The 17,127-nt window shown below is 60.9% G+C and carries 13 protein-coding genes and 5 tRNA genes; 14 read left to right on the forward strand and 4 right to left on the reverse strand.

Translation table 11 applies throughout. From position 1 onward, the window contains the following. Position 1: 1 nt before the first annotated feature. From LE197_RS02870 to LE197_RS02895, 6 genes are all read left to right on the forward strand, one after another. Positions 2-1,072 (forward strand): glycosyltransferase family 4 protein, encoded by a 1,071-nt coding sequence (locus tag LE197_RS02870; RefSeq protein WP_079753950.1) that lies wholly within the window; start codon positions 2-4, stop codon positions 1,070-1,072. 79 nt (positions 1,073-1,151) lie between these two features. Further along, positions 1,152-2,282: a glycosyltransferase family 4 protein gene (locus tag LE197_RS02875; protein ID WP_079753951.1), complete on the forward strand. Its 1,131-nt coding sequence runs from the start codon at positions 1,152-1,154 to the stop codon at positions 2,280-2,282. Further along, entirely contained in the window at positions 2,279-3,241 is a 963-nt protein-coding gene (locus tag LE197_RS02880) for a UDP-glucose 4-epimerase family protein (protein ID WP_058017412.1), read from the forward strand. The genes LE197_RS02875 and LE197_RS02880 overlap by 4 nt, the downstream gene beginning before the upstream one ends. Continuing rightward, on the forward strand, positions 3,241-4,278 hold the full coding sequence (locus tag LE197_RS02885) for an MraY family glycosyltransferase (protein ID WP_058017424.1): 1,038 nt from the start codon (positions 3,241-3,243) through the stop codon (positions 4,276-4,278). Before LE197_RS02880 ends, LE197_RS02885 begins: the two co-directional genes overlap by 1 nt. 184 nt (positions 4,279-4,462) lie before the next feature. Next, a complete protein-coding gene (locus LE197_RS02890; protein WP_057388198.1) occupies positions 4,463-6,460 on the forward strand; it encodes a polysaccharide biosynthesis protein in 1,998 nt (665 codons plus the stop codon). 190 nt (positions 6,461-6,650) lie between these two features. Next, positions 6,651-6,980: a ComEA family DNA-binding protein gene (locus LE197_RS02895; protein WP_003091430.1), complete on the forward strand. Its 330-nt coding sequence runs from the start codon at positions 6,651-6,653 to the stop codon at positions 6,978-6,980. 72 nt (positions 6,981-7,052) lie between these two features. Here the strand turns inward: LE197_RS02895 and LE197_RS02900 are convergent. Then, positions 7,053-7,128: transfer RNA gene (locus LE197_RS02900), tRNA-Asn, on the reverse strand. A gap of 68 nt (positions 7,129-7,196) precedes the next feature. Next, positions 7,197-8,393, reverse strand: coding sequence for an amino acid aminotransferase (locus LE197_RS02905; protein WP_033942683.1), 1,197 nt, complete (start codon positions 8,391-8,393; stop codon positions 7,197-7,199). A 187-nt stretch (positions 8,394-8,580) separates the two neighbouring features. Here LE197_RS02905 and uvrB point away from each other — a divergent pair, with 187 nt between their 5' ends. Beyond that, on the forward strand, positions 8,581-10,593 hold the full coding sequence (gene uvrB / locus LE197_RS02910; protein WP_058017413.1) for an excinuclease ABC subunit UvrB: 2,013 nt from the start codon (positions 8,581-8,583) through the stop codon (positions 10,591-10,593). A gap of 3 nt (positions 10,594-10,596) precedes the next feature. On the opposite strand, the gene LE197_RS02915 is transcribed toward uvrB, so the two are convergent. Together LE197_RS02915 and LE197_RS02920 are read right to left on the reverse strand one after the other, a co-directional pair. Beyond that, positions 10,597-12,096 carry an MDR family MFS transporter gene (locus LE197_RS02915; protein WP_003130539.1) on the reverse strand — a complete coding sequence of 500 codons (1,500 nt, stop codon included), beginning with the start codon at positions 12,094-12,096 and terminating at the stop codon, positions 10,597-10,599. 49 nt (positions 12,097-12,145) lie between these two features. Then, complete coding sequence (locus LE197_RS02920) at positions 12,146-13,180, reverse strand: HlyD family secretion protein (protein ID WP_058017414.1); 1,035 nt, start codon at positions 13,178-13,180, stop codon at positions 12,146-12,148. Positions 13,181-13,282: 102 nt separating this feature from the next. Between LE197_RS02920 and LE197_RS02925 the strand changes: the two genes are divergently transcribed. The 7 genes from LE197_RS02925 (at position 13,283) to LE197_RS02955 (ending at position 17,118) form a co-directional block, all read left to right on the forward strand. Then, on the forward strand, positions 13,283-14,203 hold the full coding sequence (locus LE197_RS02925; protein ID WP_058017415.1) for a LysR family transcriptional regulator: 921 nt from the start codon (positions 13,283-13,285) through the stop codon (positions 14,201-14,203). 37 nt (positions 14,204-14,240) lie between these two features. Next, complete coding sequence (gene gltX, locus LE197_RS02930; protein WP_033971539.1) at positions 14,241-15,725, forward strand: glutamate--tRNA ligase; 1,485 nt, start codon at positions 14,241-14,243, stop codon at positions 15,723-15,725. A 201-nt stretch (positions 15,726-15,926) separates the two neighbouring features. Further along, positions 15,927-16,002: transfer RNA gene (locus LE197_RS02935), tRNA-Ala, on the forward strand. Between the two features lie 48 nt (positions 16,003-16,050). Next, positions 16,051-16,126: transfer RNA gene (locus LE197_RS02940), tRNA-Glu, on the forward strand. A gap of 93 nt (positions 16,127-16,219) precedes the next feature. Next, positions 16,220-16,295: transfer RNA gene (locus LE197_RS02945), tRNA-Ala, on the forward strand. 46 nt (positions 16,296-16,341) lie between these two features. Next, positions 16,342-16,417: transfer RNA gene (locus tag LE197_RS02950), tRNA-Glu, on the forward strand. 158 nt (positions 16,418-16,575) lie between these two features. Beyond that, complete coding sequence (locus tag LE197_RS02955; protein WP_003091415.1) at positions 16,576-17,118, forward strand: TetR/AcrR family transcriptional regulator; 543 nt, start codon at positions 16,576-16,578, stop codon at positions 17,116-17,118. Positions 17,119-17,127: the final 9 nt, after the last annotated feature.

Below are 17,127 nucleotides of genomic sequence, written 5' to 3' on the forward strand. Positions count from 1 at the left end.
TATGAAAATATTGTTGCTTTCCAAGTACCCACGCCTAGGAGCCAGCAGCCGACTGCGGACTCTCCAATATATCGATTATCTAGAGTCGAAAGGAGGAAGGGTAGATGTTAGAAGTTTTTTTGATGATGGCTACCTGTCTGGTCTCTATTCCTCGGGGCGTCGTTCTTTTTATAATGTTTTAAAGTCATACATCTCGCGTTTCTTTGTACTTTTCACTGTCTGTAGGTACGATTTAATCTGGATTGAAAAAGAGATTTTTCCGTATTTTCCTTCTGTGGCTGAGAGGTTTTTAAGATTTTTTGGAAAGCCTTATGTGGTTGACTACGATGATGCCATTTTTCATAACTATGATCTTTCTGGGAATTGGTTGGTCAGAAAATTTCTCGGCAAAAAAATTGATAGCGTCATGCGTCACTCTTCATGTGTGATCGCAGGTAATGACTACTTAGCTGAGCGAGCCCGGGTTGCTGGTTCATCTCGAGTGGAAATTATTCCTACAGTGATCGATCTCGAACGTTACGAGGTCAGAGATGAGTCTTGTTCTAAGAAAATAGTCATAGGCTGGATTGGTTCTCCTTCGACTCAGAAGTATCTACTCGATATTGCCCCTGAACTAGTGAAGCTCTGTGTCGAATATCAGGCATCCATGCTCCTTGTAGGGGCTACGCCCGAGATATCATCCTACTTCTCAGGCGTCTATGTGGATGTCAAAGCGTGGAAGGAAGAAGATGAGGTAGGATATATTCGGCAGATGACAATTGGTATAATGCCGTTGCCCGATGGCCCTTGGGAAAAAGGAAAGTGTGGATATAAGCTAATTCAATATATGGCATGTGGCGTTCCCGTCGTTGCCTCGCCAGTTGGTGTTAATATTGAAATCGTCGAAAATAATGAGTCAGGACTTCTGGCTGAGGGAAATAGAGGATGGCGTGAATCCTTGCAGAAGCTTCTGCAGTCTTCCGAACTCAGGCGGGAGTGCGGGCGGAACGGACGTTCCTCGGTAGAAAAAATATATTCCCTTCAAGTTCAGTCCCGCCGTCTTCATCAGACATTTACTGAAGTTTTGAGTTAGTCGCCGGTCTATTGAGTCTGCTTGCTGGGGATTTTTGGGTGAAGTTAGGTATGAGTGCTAAAAGCTGTCAGGAGCCTGTATGAGGCCGGTTTTGCTAATGGTGATAAACGATCCGGCGTTCTTTATATCTCATCGTCTACCCATTGCGACAGGGGCTAGGAGTTCCGGTTTCGATGTGCATATTGCGACCAGACCCGGACAGGCTGTATCAAGGCTCATAGCGGAAGGTTTTCGGCATCATGAACTGCCTTTGTCCAGAAGTGGAAAAAATCCTTTTTCGGAGTTTTATCTCTTGCTGTCTATATGGCGTCTGCTGTGGAAGCTACGCCCCGATATTTTGCATCTGGTCACGATAAAACCGGTCTTATATGGCGGTATCGCTGCCCGTCTGGCGCCGGTGAAGGGAGTTGTAGCGGCTGTTTCTGGACTTGGTTTCGTCTTTATGGCCAAGGGCTCGAAGGCCAGTGTGTTTCGCTCAGGGATCGCTTGGCTTTATCGGCGGGCCTTGGGCAAGAAAAGGTTGCGTGTCATCTTTCAGAATCCCGATGATCGGGATGCGCTGATTGGCTTGGGGGCGATCACTTATGAAAAGTCCGTCCTGATCCGCGGCTCTGGAGTTGACCTGTCGCTGTGCCATCCGGCACCGGAAAGTCCTGGTACGCCGGTGGTCACTCTGGCAGCTCGCTTGCTCAGAGATAAAGGTGTAGTGGAGTTCGTCGAAGCGGCAAATATCCTCAGGCAGCGTGGTGTGTCAGCGCATTTCCAGTTGGTCGGGGATTTGGATCCGGGGAATCCCAGCAGTATCGAAGAGTTCGACCTGGAGCGGTGGCGGAGCGAAGGTACGGTCGAGTGTCTTGGTTATCGTCAGGATATTGCGTCCGTCTTCGCTCATTCGCATATAGTTGTCTTGCCTTCGTATCGCGAAGGACTTCCCAAGGTCCTGGTTGAGGCTGCTGCCTGCGGTCGCGTAGTCGTGACGACAGATGTGCCGGGTTGCCGGGACGCTATCGAAGCGGATAGAACCGGCCTGCTGGTGCCAGTTCGTGACGCAGTGGCGTTGGCTGACGCCATTCAGCGTCTTGTCGAATCTCCGGAGCTGCGGAAGAAGATGGGGGCTGCTGGGCGGACATTGGCAGAGCGTGATTTTGCGATCGAAAGTATCGTCCAACAGCACCTCGATATCTATCGGGCACTAGGGAGCGGAGCTTGAGTCGACACAATGTATTGGTGACGGGCGCTACCGGATTCGTCGGGGCTGCGTTGGTCGAGAGTTTTTGGTCTTCGGAAAAGTACAGGGTCTGGGCCGGTTACCGTCGAGAGAGTAGCCCCTGGCCCGAGGGGGTTACCCCTTTGTTCTTGGGGGAGCTGGGTAGTTCCGTGGCCTGGGAGACGGAATCGCTCATCGACACGGTGATCCATTGTGCCGCGCGTGTGCATGTCATGAGCGAGACGGTTTCCGATCCGCTTGCCGAGTTTCGCAAGGCCAATGTCCAGGGTACCCTCGATCTGGCCCGTCAGGCCGCATCCCTGGGAGTTCGTCGTTTTATCTATCTCAGCTCGATCAAAGTCAATGGCGAGGGGAGCGAGCCCGGGCAGCCCTACTTCGCCGATAGCCTGCCTAATCCAGTCGATCCCTATGGTGTTTCCAAGCTGGAGGCGGAGCGGGCGCTCCTGGACCTGGCGGCGGAGACCGGCCTCGAGGTTGTGATCATTCGTCCTGTCCTGGTGTATGGCCCTGGGGTCAAGGCCAACGTACAGACTATGATGCGCTGGCTGAAGAGAGGGGTTCCGCTTCCCTTGGGGGCGATACACAATCGGCGCAGTCTGGTGGCGCTGGATAACTTGACCGATTTGATCGCTACCTGTATCGATCACCCGGCAGCGGTTAACCAGGTCTTTCTGGTAAGCGACGGGGAGGATCTTTCCACTACTGACCTGCTTCGGAGAATGGGGAACGCGTTACGTACGCCCGCGCGCCTGGTGCCTGTTCCCGCCAGTTGGATTGGCCTGGTCGCCAAGACGCTGAACAAGCAGGCGTTTGCTCAGCGCCTGTGCGGTTCGCTGCAGGTCGATATAGAAAAAAACCGTCGGATGCTTGGCTGGACGCCGCCTGTAGGCGTGGACGAGGCTTTGGAAAAAACCGCCCGCTATTTCCTGGATCACCAATGATGAATCTGTGGTTGTTGTTGCCGGCGGTTGCCGGCCTTTCCCTCTTGCTGACCGCGGGGCTGCGTCGTTATGCGATTGCTCGCAGTCTGATGGACGTACCCAATGCCCGAAGTTCCCACCAGGTTCCGACACCACGAGGCGGCGGTGTCGCTATCGTGCTTTCCTTCCTGCTGGCAGTCCTGTTGGCGGCCTTCCTGGGCATGATGGATATGAGGCTGGCCATCGGCATCCTCGGCGCAGGCGTGGGGACCGCATTGCTGGGTTTTCTGGATGACCACGGTCATATCGCTGCCCGTTGGCGTCTGCTCGGGCATTTCGCCGGCGCCTGCTGGCTGCTGTACTGGCTGGGAGGCCTGCCGGCGCTGGTCTTTTTCGGTTTTATGGTCGACCTAGGGTGGGTCGGACATATAGGTGCGGTGTTCTACTTGGTCTGGATGCTCAATCTCTACAATTTCATGGATGGTATCGATGGGATTGCCAGCGTCGAGGCTGTGTGCGTGTGCATTGGTGCTGTTCTGCTTGTCGTCGTCAGTGGCGTCGGTTCCAATAATGCATCCCAAGGCATCTGGTTGTCGGCACTGCTGGCGTCCGCGGTGACGGGTTTCCTCTTCTGGAACTTCCCCCCGGCGCGGATCTTCATGGGAGACGCCGGTAGCGGTTTTTTGGGAATCATCCTTGCAGGCCTTTCCCTGCAGGCTGCCTGGGTCTCGTCGCAACTCTTCTGGGGATGGCTGATCCTGCTGGGGGTTTTCGTCGTCGATGCCACTCTGACCCTGCTGCGTCGATTGCTGCGGGGAGACAAGGTATATGAGGCACATCGCAGTCATGCATATCAGTACGCCTCTCGTTATTACGGACGTCACCTGCCTGTCACCCTGGCAGTTGGGTGTATCAATCTTGTCTGGTTGCTACCATTGGCGCTATTTGTTGCGTCGGGTCGAATTGACGGCATGCTTGCGTTGTTGATCGGCTACCTGCCTTTGGTAGCCCTGGCCCTTCGGTTCAAGGCCGGAACCCTGGAACCACGCGTTGCCTGAATGCCCCTTCGGCTAGAGGAGCGGGCTGGTTCTGCAGAAACGTATATTATGAAGGGAATGTGCAGGCGATTATCTAGTGTGTGAATACCGCTAATATCGCGACTTGGATTCCAGAATGGCATGTGCCAGATCGAATAAATGGATTGGCCGGGTACGGTTGTATTGAAGGGGGCTGATTAATAGGATGTTGGATAACTTGCGTGTACGCCTCTTGGGATTACCTCGCCGCCAAAAGCGGATTCTCCAGGTCGCGACGGACATCGCTCTGGTATGGCTCTCATTGTGGCTGGCCTTTCTGGTGCGTCTTGGCACGGAAGACATGATCAGCCCCTTCGGCGGCCATGCCTGGCTGTTCATCGCCGCCCCGTTGGTGGCCATTCCCCTGTTCATCCGCTTCGGCATGTACCGGGCGGTGATGCGCTACCTGGGCAACGACGCCCTTATCGCGATCGCCAAGGCCGTCACCATTTCCGCTCTGGTCCTGTCGTTGCTGGTCTATTGGTACCGCTCCCCGCCGGCGGTGGTGCCGCGTTCCCTGGTGTTCAACTACTGGTGGCTGAGCATGCTGCTGATCGGCGGCTTGCGTCTGGCCATGCGCCAGTATTTCATGGGCGACTGGTACTCTGCTGTGCAGTCGGTACCATTTCTCAATCGCCAGGACGGCCTGCCCAGGGTGGCCATCTATGGCGCAGGGGCGGCCGGCAACCAGTTGGTTGCGGCATTGCGTCTCGGTCGGGCGATGCGTCCGGTGGCGTTCATCGATGACGACAAGCAGATCGCCAACCGGGTCATCGCCGGTCTGCGGGTCTATACCGCCAAGCATATCCGCCAGATGATCGACGAGACGGGCGCGCAGGAGGTTCTCCTGGCGATTCCTTCCGCCACTCGGGCCCGGCGCCGAGAGATTCTTGAGTCCCTGGAGCCGTTCCCGCTCCACGTGCGCAGCATGCCCGGCTTCATGGACCTGGCCAGCGGCCGGGTCAAGGTGGACGACCTGCAGGAGGTGGACATCGCTGACCTGCTGGGGCGCGACAGCGTCGCACCGCGCAAGGAGCTGCTGGAACGGTGCATCCGCGGTCAGGTGGTGATGGTGACCGGGGCGGGCGGCTCTATCGGTTCGGAACTCTGTCGGCAGATCATGAGTTGTTCGCCTGGCGTGCTGATCCTGTTCGAGCACAGCGAATACAACCTCTACAGCATCCATCAGGAACTGGAGCGTCGGATCAAGCGCGAGTCGCTTTCGGTGAACCTGTTGCCGATCCTCGGTTCGGTGCGCAACCCTGAGCGCCTGGTGGACGTGATGCGCACCTGGAAGGTCAATACCGTCTACCATGCGGCGGCCTACAAGCATGTGCCGATCGTCGAGCACAACATCGCCGAAGGCGTTCTCAACAACGTGATAGGCACCTTGCATGCGGTGCAGGCCGCGGTGCAGGTCGGCGTGCAGAACTTCGTGCTGATTTCCACCGACAAGGCGGTGCGACCGACCAATGTGATGGGCAGCACCAAGCGCCTGGCGGAGATGGTCCTTCAGGCGCTCAGCAACGAATCGGCGCCGGTGCTGTTCGGCGACCGGAAGGACGTGCATCACGTCAACAAGACCCGTTTCACCATGGTCCGCTTCGGCAACGTCCTCGGTTCGTCCGGCTCGGTCATTCCGCTGTTCCGCGAGCAGATCAAGCGTGGCGGCCCGGTGACGGTCACCCACCCGAGCATCACCCGTTACTTCATGACCATTCCCGAGGCGGCGCAGTTGGTTATCCAGGCCGGTTCGATGGGGCAGGGCGGAGATGTATTCGTGCTGGACATGGGGCCGCCGGTGAAGATCCTGGAACTCGCCGAGAAGATGATCCACCTGTCCGGCCTGAGCGTGCGTTCCGAGCGTTCACCCCATGGTGACATCGCCATCGAGTTCAGTGGCCTGCGTCCTGGCGAGAAGCTCTACGAAGAGCTGCTGATCGGTGACAACGTGAATCCCACCGACCATCCGATGATCATGCGGGCCAACGAGGAACACCTGAGCTGGGAGGCCTTCAAGGTCGTGCTGGAGCAGTTGCTGGCCGCCGTGGAGAAGGACGACTACTCGCGGGTTCGCCAGTTGCTGCGGGAAACCGTTAGCGGCTATGCGCCTGACGGTGAAATCGTCGACTGGATCTATCGCCAGAGGCGGCGAGAACCCTGAGTCATCGTTCTCCGGAAAAGGCCGCCTAGCGGCCTTTTTTGTTTTCTACGTACGATGTTTCCGGTGCCGGACCAGGAAGCGACTGCTTTGCTGGGGCTGTCGATCCAGGTGCGTTCCACGGCGATAAGGTGGTTTCGTGGATGGGCATGAAGCCCTCTACGTGGTCATTCATCTCTGAAGGAGTGCACCCATGCACCTAATCAAATCCGCTCTGCTTCTCATCCTGTTCGCCTGTCTTCCGTTTTCGGCTTCCGCCGCACCGGTCGCCGTCGCCAAGAATCCGCTGGCCGCAACGACACCTGCGACGACCGTGTCGCCGGGGGAACAGGTCAATATCAACACGGTCGACGAGGCCGCCCTGATACGGGGGCTCAACGGTGTCGGCGAGGCCAAGGCCAGGGCGATCCTCGAGTATCGTGCGGCCCATGGTCCGTTCGTCTCGGTGGATCAACTGCTGGAAGTGAAAGGGGTAGGCCCGGCGTTGCTGGAGAAGAACCGGTCGCGGATCGTCATCGAGTGAGGTGCGACTGAAGGGACGAACTTTCGTCCCGATAACGAAAAAGCCCCCGGCATGTGCCGAGGGCTTTGAATTTGGCTCCGCGACCTGGACTCGAACCAGGGACCCAATGATTAACAGTCATTTGCTCTACCGACTGAGCTATCGCGGAACAGCGAGGCGTATGTTACTGATTAAAAAGGGGAAGTCAAGCCTCTCCCGATGACTTCCCCATTTTCCCTACAGGACCTGGACGATGGCCTTGGTGATGGTCTCCAGGTTCGATTTGTTCAGCGCGGCGACGCAGATACGGCCGGTGCTGACGGCGTAGATACCGAACTCGGTCTTCAGGCGCTCGACCTGGTCGGCGGTCAGACCGGAATAGGAGAACATGCCACGTTGGCGACCGACGAAGCTGAAGTCGCGCTTGGCGCCGTGGGTTGCCAGTTGCTCGACCATCGCCAGGCGCATGTCGCGGATGCGGTCGCGCATCTCGCCCAGTTCCTGTTCCCAGAGGGCCCGCAGTTCCGGACTGTTGAGCACGGAGGAGACGACGCTGGCGCCGTGGGTCGGTGGGTTCGAATAGTTGGTGCGGATCACCCGCTTCACTTGCGACAGCACGCGGGCCGATTCATCGCGGCTTTCGGTAACGATCGACAGGGCGCCGACGCGTTCGCCATAGAGCGAGAAGGATTTGGAGAACGAGCTGGAGACGAAGAAGCTCAGGCCCGACTGGGCGAACAGGCGCACCGCGGCGGCGTCTTCCTCGATGCCGTTGCCGAAGCCCTGGTAGGCGATATCGAGGAACGGTACATGGCCCTTGGCCTTGAGCACGTCCAGCACCTGCTTCCAGTCGTCCAGCTCGAGATCGACGCCGGTCGGGTTATGGCAGCAGGCGTGCAGGACCACGATCGAGCGGGCCGGCAGGGCATTCAGGTCTTCCAGCAGGCCGGCGCGGTTCACGCCGTTGCTGGCGGCGTCGTAATAGCGGTAGTTCTGCACCGGGAAGCCGGCGGCTTCGAACAGTGCGCGGTGGTTTTCCCAGCTCGGGTCGCTGATGGCCACGGTGGCGTCGGGCAGCAGGCGCTTGAGGAAGTCGGCGCCGAGCTTGAGGGCGCCGGTGCCGCCGACGGCCTGGGTCGTGACCACACGGCCGGCGGCCAGCAGCTCGGATTCGTTACCGAACAGCAGTTTCTGTACGCCCTGGTCGTAGGCGGCGATCCCTTCGATCGGCAGGTAGCCGCGCGGCGCGTGGGCCTCGATGCGGGCCTTCTCGGCAGCCTGCACGGCACGCAACAGCGGAATGCGCCCCTCCTCGTTGTAGTACACGCCCACGCCCAGGTTGATCTTGCCCGGACGGGTATCGGCGTTGAAGGCTTCGTTCAGGCCAAGGATGGGATCACGCGGTGCCATTTCGACGGCAGAAAACAGACTCATTTTGCGGCTGCTCGGAGTGTGAAGAGAGGAGGGCAACGCAACCCGTTATGCGGGGGCGCAAAGGGTTGCGCAAACGGGGGGTTATTATAGACACCCCTTGATGCATGCGGCGACATTTAGGTGCATGCTTTCAGCTATTTCTGACGCCGGATTTTCCTTGGCGTCACAGCTCCCTGCGAGGTTTTTCATGGATACGTTCCAACTCGACTCGCGCTTCAAGCCCGCCGGCGACCAGCCGGAAGCCATCCGGCAGATGGTCGAGGGGCTGGAGGCGGGGCTTTCGCACCAGACCCTGCTGGGGGTGACGGGCTCTGGCAAGACTTTCAGCATCGCCAACGTGATTGCCCAGGTGCAGCGCCCGACCCTGGTCCTGGCGCCGAACAAGACCCTGGCGGCCCAGCTCTACGGGGAGTTCAAGACGTTCTTCCCGCACAATTCCGTGGAGTACTTCGTTTCCTACTACGACTACTACCAGCCGGAGGCCTACGTACCGTCTTCCGATACCTATATCGAGAAGGATTCCTCGATCAACGACCATATCGAGCAGATGCGCCTGTCAGCGACCAAGGCGCTGCTCGAGCGTCCGGATGCGATCATCGTTGCCACCGTGTCGTCCATCTACGGCCTCGGTGATCCCGCGTCCTACCTGAAGATGGTCCTGCACCTGGACCGCGGCGACCGCATCGACCAGCGCGAACTGCTGCGGCGACTGACCAGCCTGCAGTACACCCGTAACGACATGGATTTCGCCCGTGCGACTTTCCGTGTGCGTGGCGATGTGATCGACATCTTCCCGGCCGAATCCGATCTCGAAGCGATCCGTGTCGAGTTGTTCGACGACGAGGTGGAAAGTCTCTCGGCCTTCGACCCGCTCACCGGCGAGGTGATCCGCAAGCTGCCGCGCTTCACCTTCTACCCCAAGAGCCACTACGTGACCCCGCGCGAGACGCTGCTGGAGGCGGTCGACCAGATCAAGGCCGAACTCAAGGAACGCCTTGACTACCTGCGCAACAACAACAAACTGGTGGAAGCGCAGCGCCTGGAGCAGCGCACGCGTTTCGACCTGGAGATGATCCTCGAACTGGGCTACTGCAACGGCATCGAGAATTACTCGCGCTATCTTTCCGGGCGGGCCCCCGGCGAGCCGCCGCCGACGCTCTATGACTACCTGCCGGACAATTCGCTGCTGGTTATCGACGAGTCGCACGTCAGCGTTCCGCAGGTCGGCGCGATGTTCAAGGGCGACCGCTCGCGCAAGGAGACCCTGGTGGAATACGGTTTCCGCCTGCCTTCGGCGCTGGACAACCGGCCGCTGCGCTTCGAAGAGTGGGAGGCGGTGAGTCCGCAGACCATCTTCGTCTCCGCCACCCCGGGCCCCTACGAGGCGGAACATGCCGGGCGGGTCATCGAGCAGGTGGTGCGTCCCACCGGGCTGGTCGATCCGGAGATCGAGGTACGTTCGGCGATGACCCAGGTGGACGACCTGCTCTCGCAGATCCGCCAGCGGGTGGCCAAGGACGAGCGGGTGCTGGTGACTACCCTGACCAAGCGCATGGCCGAGGACCTCACCGATTATCTCGGTGATCACGACGTTCGGGTACGCTACCTGCACTCGGACATCGATACCGTCGAGCGAGTGGAGATCATCCGCGACCTGCGCGCCGGTGCGTTCGACGTGCTGGTGGGGATCAACCTGCTGCGCGAAGGCCTGGACATGCCCGAGGTGTCGCTGGTGGCGATCCTCGACGCGGATAAGGAAGGCTTCCTGCGCTCGGAGCGCTCGCTGATCCAGACCATCGGTCGTGCCGCGCGCAACCTGCACGGCAAGGCGATCCTCTACGCCGACAACGTCACCGGCTCGATGCAGCGCGCGATCGACGAGACCGAGCGGCGTCGGGCCAAGCAGATCGCCTTCAACGAAGCCCATGGCATCGTGCCCAAGGGGGTGCGCAAGGACATCAAGGACATTCTCGAAGGCGCCGTGGTGCCCGGCGCGCGCGGCAAGCGCAAGGGCGTGGCCAAGGTGGCGGAAGAGAGCGGGCGCTACGAGAACGAACTGCGCTCGCCGAGCGAGATCAGCAAGCGCATCCGCCAACTGGAGGAAAAGATGTACCAGTTGGCCCGCGACCTGGAGTTCGAGGCGGCGGCGCAACTACGCGACGAGATCCAGACGCTGCGCGAGCGCCTGGTCAACGTCTGATCCTCAGTGAGCCCCGGCGTCGGCGCGGGCGCCGATGCCGGCCGGCAGCGAGCGGGTCAGCAGCACCGCGAGCATGCTCACTGCGAGCACCATGCCGATGACATGGAAAGCATCGTTGTAGGCCATGATCATCGCCTGCTGGTGGGTGATCTCGCTGAGTTTGCCCAGCGCCGCCTGCTGGCTGCCCAGTTGCGCGGCGAGTTGCGCGAGGCGTTCGTCGACCTGCGGGTTGGTCGGCACCAGGGCTTCGCGCAGATAGTCGAAGTACACCTTGGCGCGACTGTCGAGCAGGGTCGCGAGCAGGGCGATGCCGATGGCGCCGCCGAGGTTGCGCAGGATGTTGAACAGGCTCGAGGCCGAGCCGGCATCCTGTGGCTGCAGGTAGGCGGTGGCGATCAGCGAAATGGTCACCATGATCATCGGCTGGCCGAGGGCGCGCAGTAGCTGGATCTGGTTGAACTGCGGTCCGGCGAAGTCCGGGTTGAGCACTCCGGAGAAGAAGCTGGCAAGGCCGAACAGGCCGAAGCCGGCGGCGCAGAGCAGGCGCGGCGAGACCAGCTTCATCAACTTCGGAACCAGCGGGATCAGGAACAGCTGGGGAATGCCCATCCACATGATCACCTCGCCGATCTGCATGGCGTTGTAGCCCTGGATTTGCGCCAGGTACAGCGGCAGTACGTAGATCGAGCCGTACAGGCCCATGCCCAGACCGATGCTGGAAATGCTCGCGAGGCCGAAGTTGCGGTTGCGCAGGATGCCCAGGTCGATCAGCGGGTTCGGCCGCGAAAGCTGCAGGATGACGAACAGGACCAGGCTGAACAGGGCGACGCTGCCGAGGCTGACGATCAGTTGCGACTCCAGCCAGTCCTTGCGGTGACCTTCCTCGAGGAAGACCTGCAGGCAGCCCAGGCCGATGCCGAGGGTGACGATGCCGGCGTAGTCGGTACTCTTCAGCAGTTCCCAGTGCGGCGCCTTTTTCTCCAGGCCGTAGAGCAGCCCGGCGATCATCAACAGGCCCGGCGGCACATTGATATAGAAGATGTATTCCCAGCCGAAGTTTTCCGTCAGCCAGCCTCCCAGGGTCGGTCCGATAGAGGGTGCGAAGGTGGCGGTGATGGCGAACAGCGCCATGCCCTTCGGACGGTGGTGTTCCGGCAACTTGACCAGGGCCAGGGTGAACGCCAGCGGAATCAGCGCGCCGCCGGTGAAACCCTGCATGGCGCGGAACACGATCATGCTTTCCAGGTTCCAGGCGAACGAGCAGAGCAGCGAGGACACCAGGAAGCCCACCGAGATCATCACCGCCAGGCGCCTTGCCGAGAGCAGCTGCACCAGCCAGGCGGTCATCGGGATCATGATGATCTCCGCTACCAGGTAGGAGGTGGAGATCCACGAGCCTTCCTCGAGGGTCGCCGCCAGCGCGCCCTGGATGTCCTTCAGCGAGGAGTTGGTGATCTGGATGTCGAGCACCGCCATGAATGCGCCGAGCATGGCGCTGAGCACCGCGATCCAGTCGCGCCGGGTCGGTTCGCCAAGCGGCCGGGCCAGCGCCTCAGCGGTCACGGAGCTCGACCTCGGCTTCGACGGACATGCCGGGACGGATGCGGCCATGCAGCGGGTTGTCGGCGTCGAACACGATCTTCACCGGGATGCGTTGCACCACCTTGGTGAAGTTGCCGGTGGCGTTGTCCGGCGGCAGCAGGCTGAACTGCGCGCCGGAAGCGGCGAACAGGCTGTCGATGCGGCCGTCGATAGGCGTATCGGGGAAGGCGTCGAAGGTCAGGCGCGCCTTCTGCCCGTCGCGCATGCGGCCGACCTGGGTCTCCTTGAAGTTGGCCTGGACCCAGATGTCTTCGTCCGGCACCAGCGACAGCAAATGGGTACCAACCTGCACGTACTGGCCGTTGCGTGCGCTGCGCTGGCCGACCAGGCCGCTGATCGGCGAATGGATCAGGGTGCGTGACAGGTTGATTTCGGCTTGCGCCAGTTCGGTGCGGGCGCTGGCGATCTGCGCTTCCAGGCGCTTGATCTCGGCGCCCAGGGTGTCGCGCTGGACGCGTTGTGCCTCGAGGTCGGCGCGGGCCTTGGCCAGTTGCGAGCGGGCCACGTGGTTGTCGGCGGTGAGGGTGGTGACCCGCTCCTCGGAAACGTAGCCGGGCTTGCGCAGGGCTTCGGCGCGGTTCAGGTCGATCTGTGCGCGGCCGAGGGTTGCCTGGCTGGCGTTGACGTCGGCGGCGCTGGCGGCGATCAGGCTGCCCTGCTGCACCAGCTTGCTGCGCGCCTGGGCCAGTTCCGCCTCGCGGGTGGCCAGCGCGGCCTGGGCGCGCTCGACGGCGAGCTTGAAGTCGGCGTCTTCCAGGCGTACCAGTAGCTGCCCCTTGTCCACGTGCTGGTTGTCGCGCACCAGGACTTCCTCGACCCGCGCGCCCAACTGGCTGGCCACCCGCGTGATCTCGCCCTGGACGTAGGCGTTGTCGGTGCTTTCCACATGGCGGCCGATGAACCACCAGTGCAGGAAGAAGGCCAGGGCGATCAGGCCGACGGCCACCAGGAAGACGGTCAGGCGACGTTTGAGTTGGGTGGGCATGGGTGGAGTGTTCCGTCGGCAAAATTCGGCCAATCTAGCAGTGTTCCGCCGGACGTTATAGGCGCTACACTTCGGACTCTTTGTTGCTTATAGGGAACAATAATGGGGCTTGATGATGCGCTGATCTTCACCCGCGTGGTGGAGTACCACAGCTTCACCCAGGCCGCGCAGAGCCTGGGCATGCAGAAGTCCACGGTGAGCCGGCGCATCGCCCTGCTGGAGGAGCGCCTGGGCGTCCGCCTGCTCAATCGCACCACCCGCAAGTTGCGCCTGACCGAAGTAGGGCAGGCCTACTACGAGCGCTGCCGGCAGATCATGCATGATTTCGCCGAGGCCGAGCAGGCGGTCATGCAGTTGCAGCGGGCGCCGTCGGGATTGCTGCGGATCACCTCGCCGATAGAGTTCGGCCAGATGTTCCTCGCCAGCCTGCTGGGCGACTTCATGCGCCAGTACCCGCAGATCACCGCCGAGGTCGAGCTGGCCTCGCGCAGCGTCGATCCGTTGCAGGAGGGCGTCGACATCGTGATCATGGTCGGCCAGCCGGAGGATTCCACTCTGGTGGCTCGTCGCCTGCTCTCCACCAGCCGCTGGCTCTGCGCCAGCCCCGACTACCTGGCGGCGCACGGCACGCCGACATCGGTGGCAGAGCTCGCCGGGCATCGCGCGGTCCTTCTGTCCACCGACTCCCAGCGCTACTGGCCGCTTTCCGGAGACAGCCTGCCCTGCCAGCGCGTGCTGTCCTGCAACAACATCACCTTCGCCCGCGAGGCGGTGGTCGCCGGCGCCGGCATTGCCGCGCTACCGGCACTGATCTGTGCGGAGAGCGTGCACAGCGGGCGTCTGGTGCGTTTGCTGGCGGACGTGCCGCTGCCGGTCGGCGAACTGTATGCGGTCTATCCTTCGCGGCGTTTCCAGGCGATGAAGGTCAAGGCCTTCCTCGATTTCCTGATCAGCCGACTGCCGGCCGACACCGGTCGTTTACTGGAGCCGGATGCGGCCCGCCTGATAACATCGCGCCCCTGAATTTCCGTTTTAACTTCCGCTTGGCAAGAGAGTCTCCATGACCACTGTTCGTACTCGCATCGCCCCGTCGCCGACGGGCGACCCGCACGTCGGTACCGCATACATCGCGCTGTTCAACCTGTGCTTCGCGCGTCAGCACGGCGGTCAGTTCATCCTGCGCATCGAGGACACCGACCAACTGCGTTCGACGCGGGAGTCCGAGCAGCAGATCTACGACGCCCTGCGCTGGCTCGGCATCGAGTGGGACGAGGGCCCGGACGTCGGCGGCCCGCATGGCCCGTACCGGCAGAGCGAGCGCGGGCACATCTACAAGAAGTATTCGGACGAACTGGTCGAGAAGGGCCATGCCTTCACCTGCTTCTGCACACCCGAGCGCCTCGATGCGGTTCGCGCCGAGCAGATGGCGCGCAAGGAAACCCCGCGCTACGACGGCCACTGCATGCACCTGCCGAAAGATGAGGTGCAGCGCCGCGTCGCCGCCGGCGAGTCCCATGTCACCCGCATGAAGGTGCCGACCGAGGGTGTCTGCGTGGTGCCGGACATGCTCCGCGGCGATGTCGAGATTCCGTGGGATCGCATGGACATGCAGGTGCTGATGAAGGCCGACGGCCTGCCCACCTACTTCCTCGCCAACGTGGTCGACGACCACCTGATGGGGATCACCCATGTCCTGCGCGGCGAAGAGTGGCTGCCGTCGGCGCCCAAGCTGATCAAGCTCTACGAGTATTTCGGCTGGGAGCAGCCGCAGCTCTGCTACATGCCGCTGCTGCGCAACCCGGACAAGAGCAAGCTGTCCAAGCGCAAGAACCCGACCTCTATCACCTTCTACGAACGCATGGGCTACCTGCCGCAGGCGCTGCTCAACTATCTCGGGCGGATGGGTTGGTCGATGCCGGACGAGCGCGAGAAATTCACCCTTGCCGAGATGATCGAGCATTTCGACCTGTCGCGCGTCTCCCTGGGCGGACCGATCTTCGACCTGGAGAAGCTCTCCTGGCTGAACGGACAGTGGATTCGCGAGCAGTCCGTGGAGGAGTTCGCCCGTGAGGTACAGAAGTGGGCGTTGAATCCCGAATACCTGATGAAGATCGCTCCGCACGTGCAGGGACGGGTGGAGAACTTCAGCCAGATCGCGCCGCTGGCCGGATTCTTCTTCAGCGGCGGGGTGTCGCTGGACGCTTCGCTGTTCGAACACAAGAAGCTCGATCCGACCCAGGTCCGCCAGGTCCTGCAACTGGTGCTGTGGAAACTCGAATCCCTGCGCCAGTGGGAGAAGGAGCGCATCACCGGCTGCATCCAGGCTGTCGCCGAACACCTCCAGCTCAAGCTGCGCGACGTGATGCCGCTGATGTTCCCGGCCATCACCGGGCATGCCAGCTCGGTTTCGGTGCTGGACGCCATGGAGATCCTTGGCGCCGACCTGTCACGCTATCGCTTGCGCCAGGCCCTGGAGCTGCTGGGCGGGGCGTCGAAAAAGGAAACCAAGGAGTGGGAGAAGATCCGCGACGCCATTCCCGGCTGACCGGCTTTCTTCCACAGTCGATGACGAGGCCCGCCCAGTTGCGGGCCTCGTTTTTGGGGGAGGGGAGGTAAGTGATTGTTCTTCCGGTAAAATTTTTTAGGTTTCGATGAAAAATAATGTTGACAGCCTCAAGCCTCGCCCTTAGTATGCGCCCCGTCTTCACGACGAACTCAACGAAGTGAAGCGATCCAGCGGTACTTTGGGGCTATAGCTCAGCTGGGAGAGCGCTTGCATGGCATGCAAGAGGTCGACGGTTCGATCCCGTCTAGCTCCACCAAATTGCCGGGAATACGCGGTCGGTTTTGCGGATTCCTACGAAGGTTTCGTCCCCTTCGTCTAGTGGCCTAGGACACCGCCCTTTCACGGCGGTAACAGGGGTTCGAGTCCCCTAGGGGACGCCACTTCATGTTCATCCGTCCCAGCAATGGGTGAACGTGTCGATGACCGGAAGGTTGTCGAAGCGATCGGAAGATCGCCCGCCTGATGGCGAATTCGGGGCTATAGCTCAGCTGGGAGAGCGCTTGCATGGCATGCAAGAGGTCGACGGTTCGATCCCGTCTAGCTCCACCACATTCCAAGGCCAGCATCGCTGGCCTTACTTTTCGAAGGTTTCATTGTCCCCTTCGTCTAGTGGCCTAGGACACCGCCCTTTCACGGCGGTAACAGGGGTTCGAGTCCCCTAGGGGACGCCACTTTTTCCCGCTCTGCGGGGCTCTATAGGGCCATTCCGAATTGGAATGGCCCTTTTGTTTTTTCCCTTTTCGAATTTCCTGACAGACGGTCCGGCCGTACGCTTGTCGATTTTTATTATGCATGTAATATTTCATCCATAATATTTTCGGAGGCCGTCATGAGCGACAAGAAAACCCAGACCCGTGCCCGCATCCTCGGTGCCGCCACCCAGGCCCTGCTCGAGCGGGGCGCCGTCGAGCCTAGCGTCGGGGAAGTGATGGGCGCGGCGGGGCTCACCGTCGGCGGCTTCTATGCCCACTTCCAGAGCAAGGATGCGCTGATGCTCGAGGCATTCGAGCAATTGCTCGGCAAACGCCGCGAACTGCTCGGCGAACTCGACCCCGGATTGTCGGGAAAGGAGCGTCGGGCCTTGGCGGCCGCCTTCTACCTGTCGCGCAAGCATCGGGACGCACAGGTCGACGCCGGTTGTCCGCTGCCGGCGACCCTCGCCGAGGTGGCGCGCCTGCCAGAGGGGTTTCGCGAGGTCTTGAGCAGACATGTCGAGATCATGGTCGCCAGCCTGGCGGAAAGTCCCGAGGAAACCGACGTCGCCCTGGCCGACCTGGTGTTGATGATTGGCGGTTTGGCGCTGGCCCGGGCGTTGGGGCCGGGCGAACTGTCCGACCGGGTTCTGCGTGCCGCCAAGCAGGCGGTGAACTGAGGAGGTGCG

Source organism: Pseudomonas sp. PS1(2021) (genome assembly GCF_020405165.1).
In the GTDB taxonomy this organism is placed as follows: domain Bacteria; phylum Pseudomonadota; class Gammaproteobacteria; order Pseudomonadales; family Pseudomonadaceae; genus Pseudomonas; species Pseudomonas aeruginosa.

Bases quoted from the DNA above. Each gene is read 5' to 3' on its own strand.
- LE197_RS02955 (WP_003091415.1), top strand. From the start codon at position 16,576: ATGAGCGACAAGAAAACCCAGACCCGTGCCCGCATCCTCGGTGCCGCC.
- LE197_RS02890 (WP_057388198.1), top strand. From the start codon at position 4,463: ATGTTGGATAACTTGCGTGTACGCCTCTTGGGATTACCTCGCCGCCAA.
- LE197_RS02905 (WP_033942683.1), bottom strand. From the start codon at position 8,393: ATGAGTCTGTTTTCTGCCGTCGAAATGGCACCGCGTGATCCCATCCTT.
- LE197_RS02920 (WP_058017414.1), bottom strand. From the start codon at position 13,180: ATGCCCACCCAACTCAAACGTCGCCTGACCGTCTTCCTGGTGGCCGTC.
- LE197_RS02895 (WP_003091430.1), top strand. From the start codon at position 6,651: ATGCACCTAATCAAATCCGCTCTGCTTCTCATCCTGTTCGCCTGTCTT.
- LE197_RS02885 (WP_058017424.1), top strand. From the start codon at position 3,241: ATGAATCTGTGGTTGTTGTTGCCGGCGGTTGCCGGCCTTTCCCTCTTG.
- gltX (WP_033971539.1), top strand. From the start codon at position 14,241: ATGACCACTGTTCGTACTCGCATCGCCCCGTCGCCGACGGGCGACCCG.
- LE197_RS02870 (WP_079753950.1), top strand. From the start codon at position 2: ATGAAAATATTGTTGCTTTCCAAGTACCCACGCCTAGGAGCCAGCAGC.
- LE197_RS02875 (WP_079753951.1), top strand. From the start codon at position 1,152: ATGAGGCCGGTTTTGCTAATGGTGATAAACGATCCGGCGTTCTTTATA.
- LE197_RS02925 (WP_058017415.1), top strand. From the start codon at position 13,283: ATGGGGCTTGATGATGCGCTGATCTTCACCCGCGTGGTGGAGTACCAC.
- uvrB (WP_058017413.1), top strand. From the start codon at position 8,581: ATGGATACGTTCCAACTCGACTCGCGCTTCAAGCCCGCCGGCGACCAG.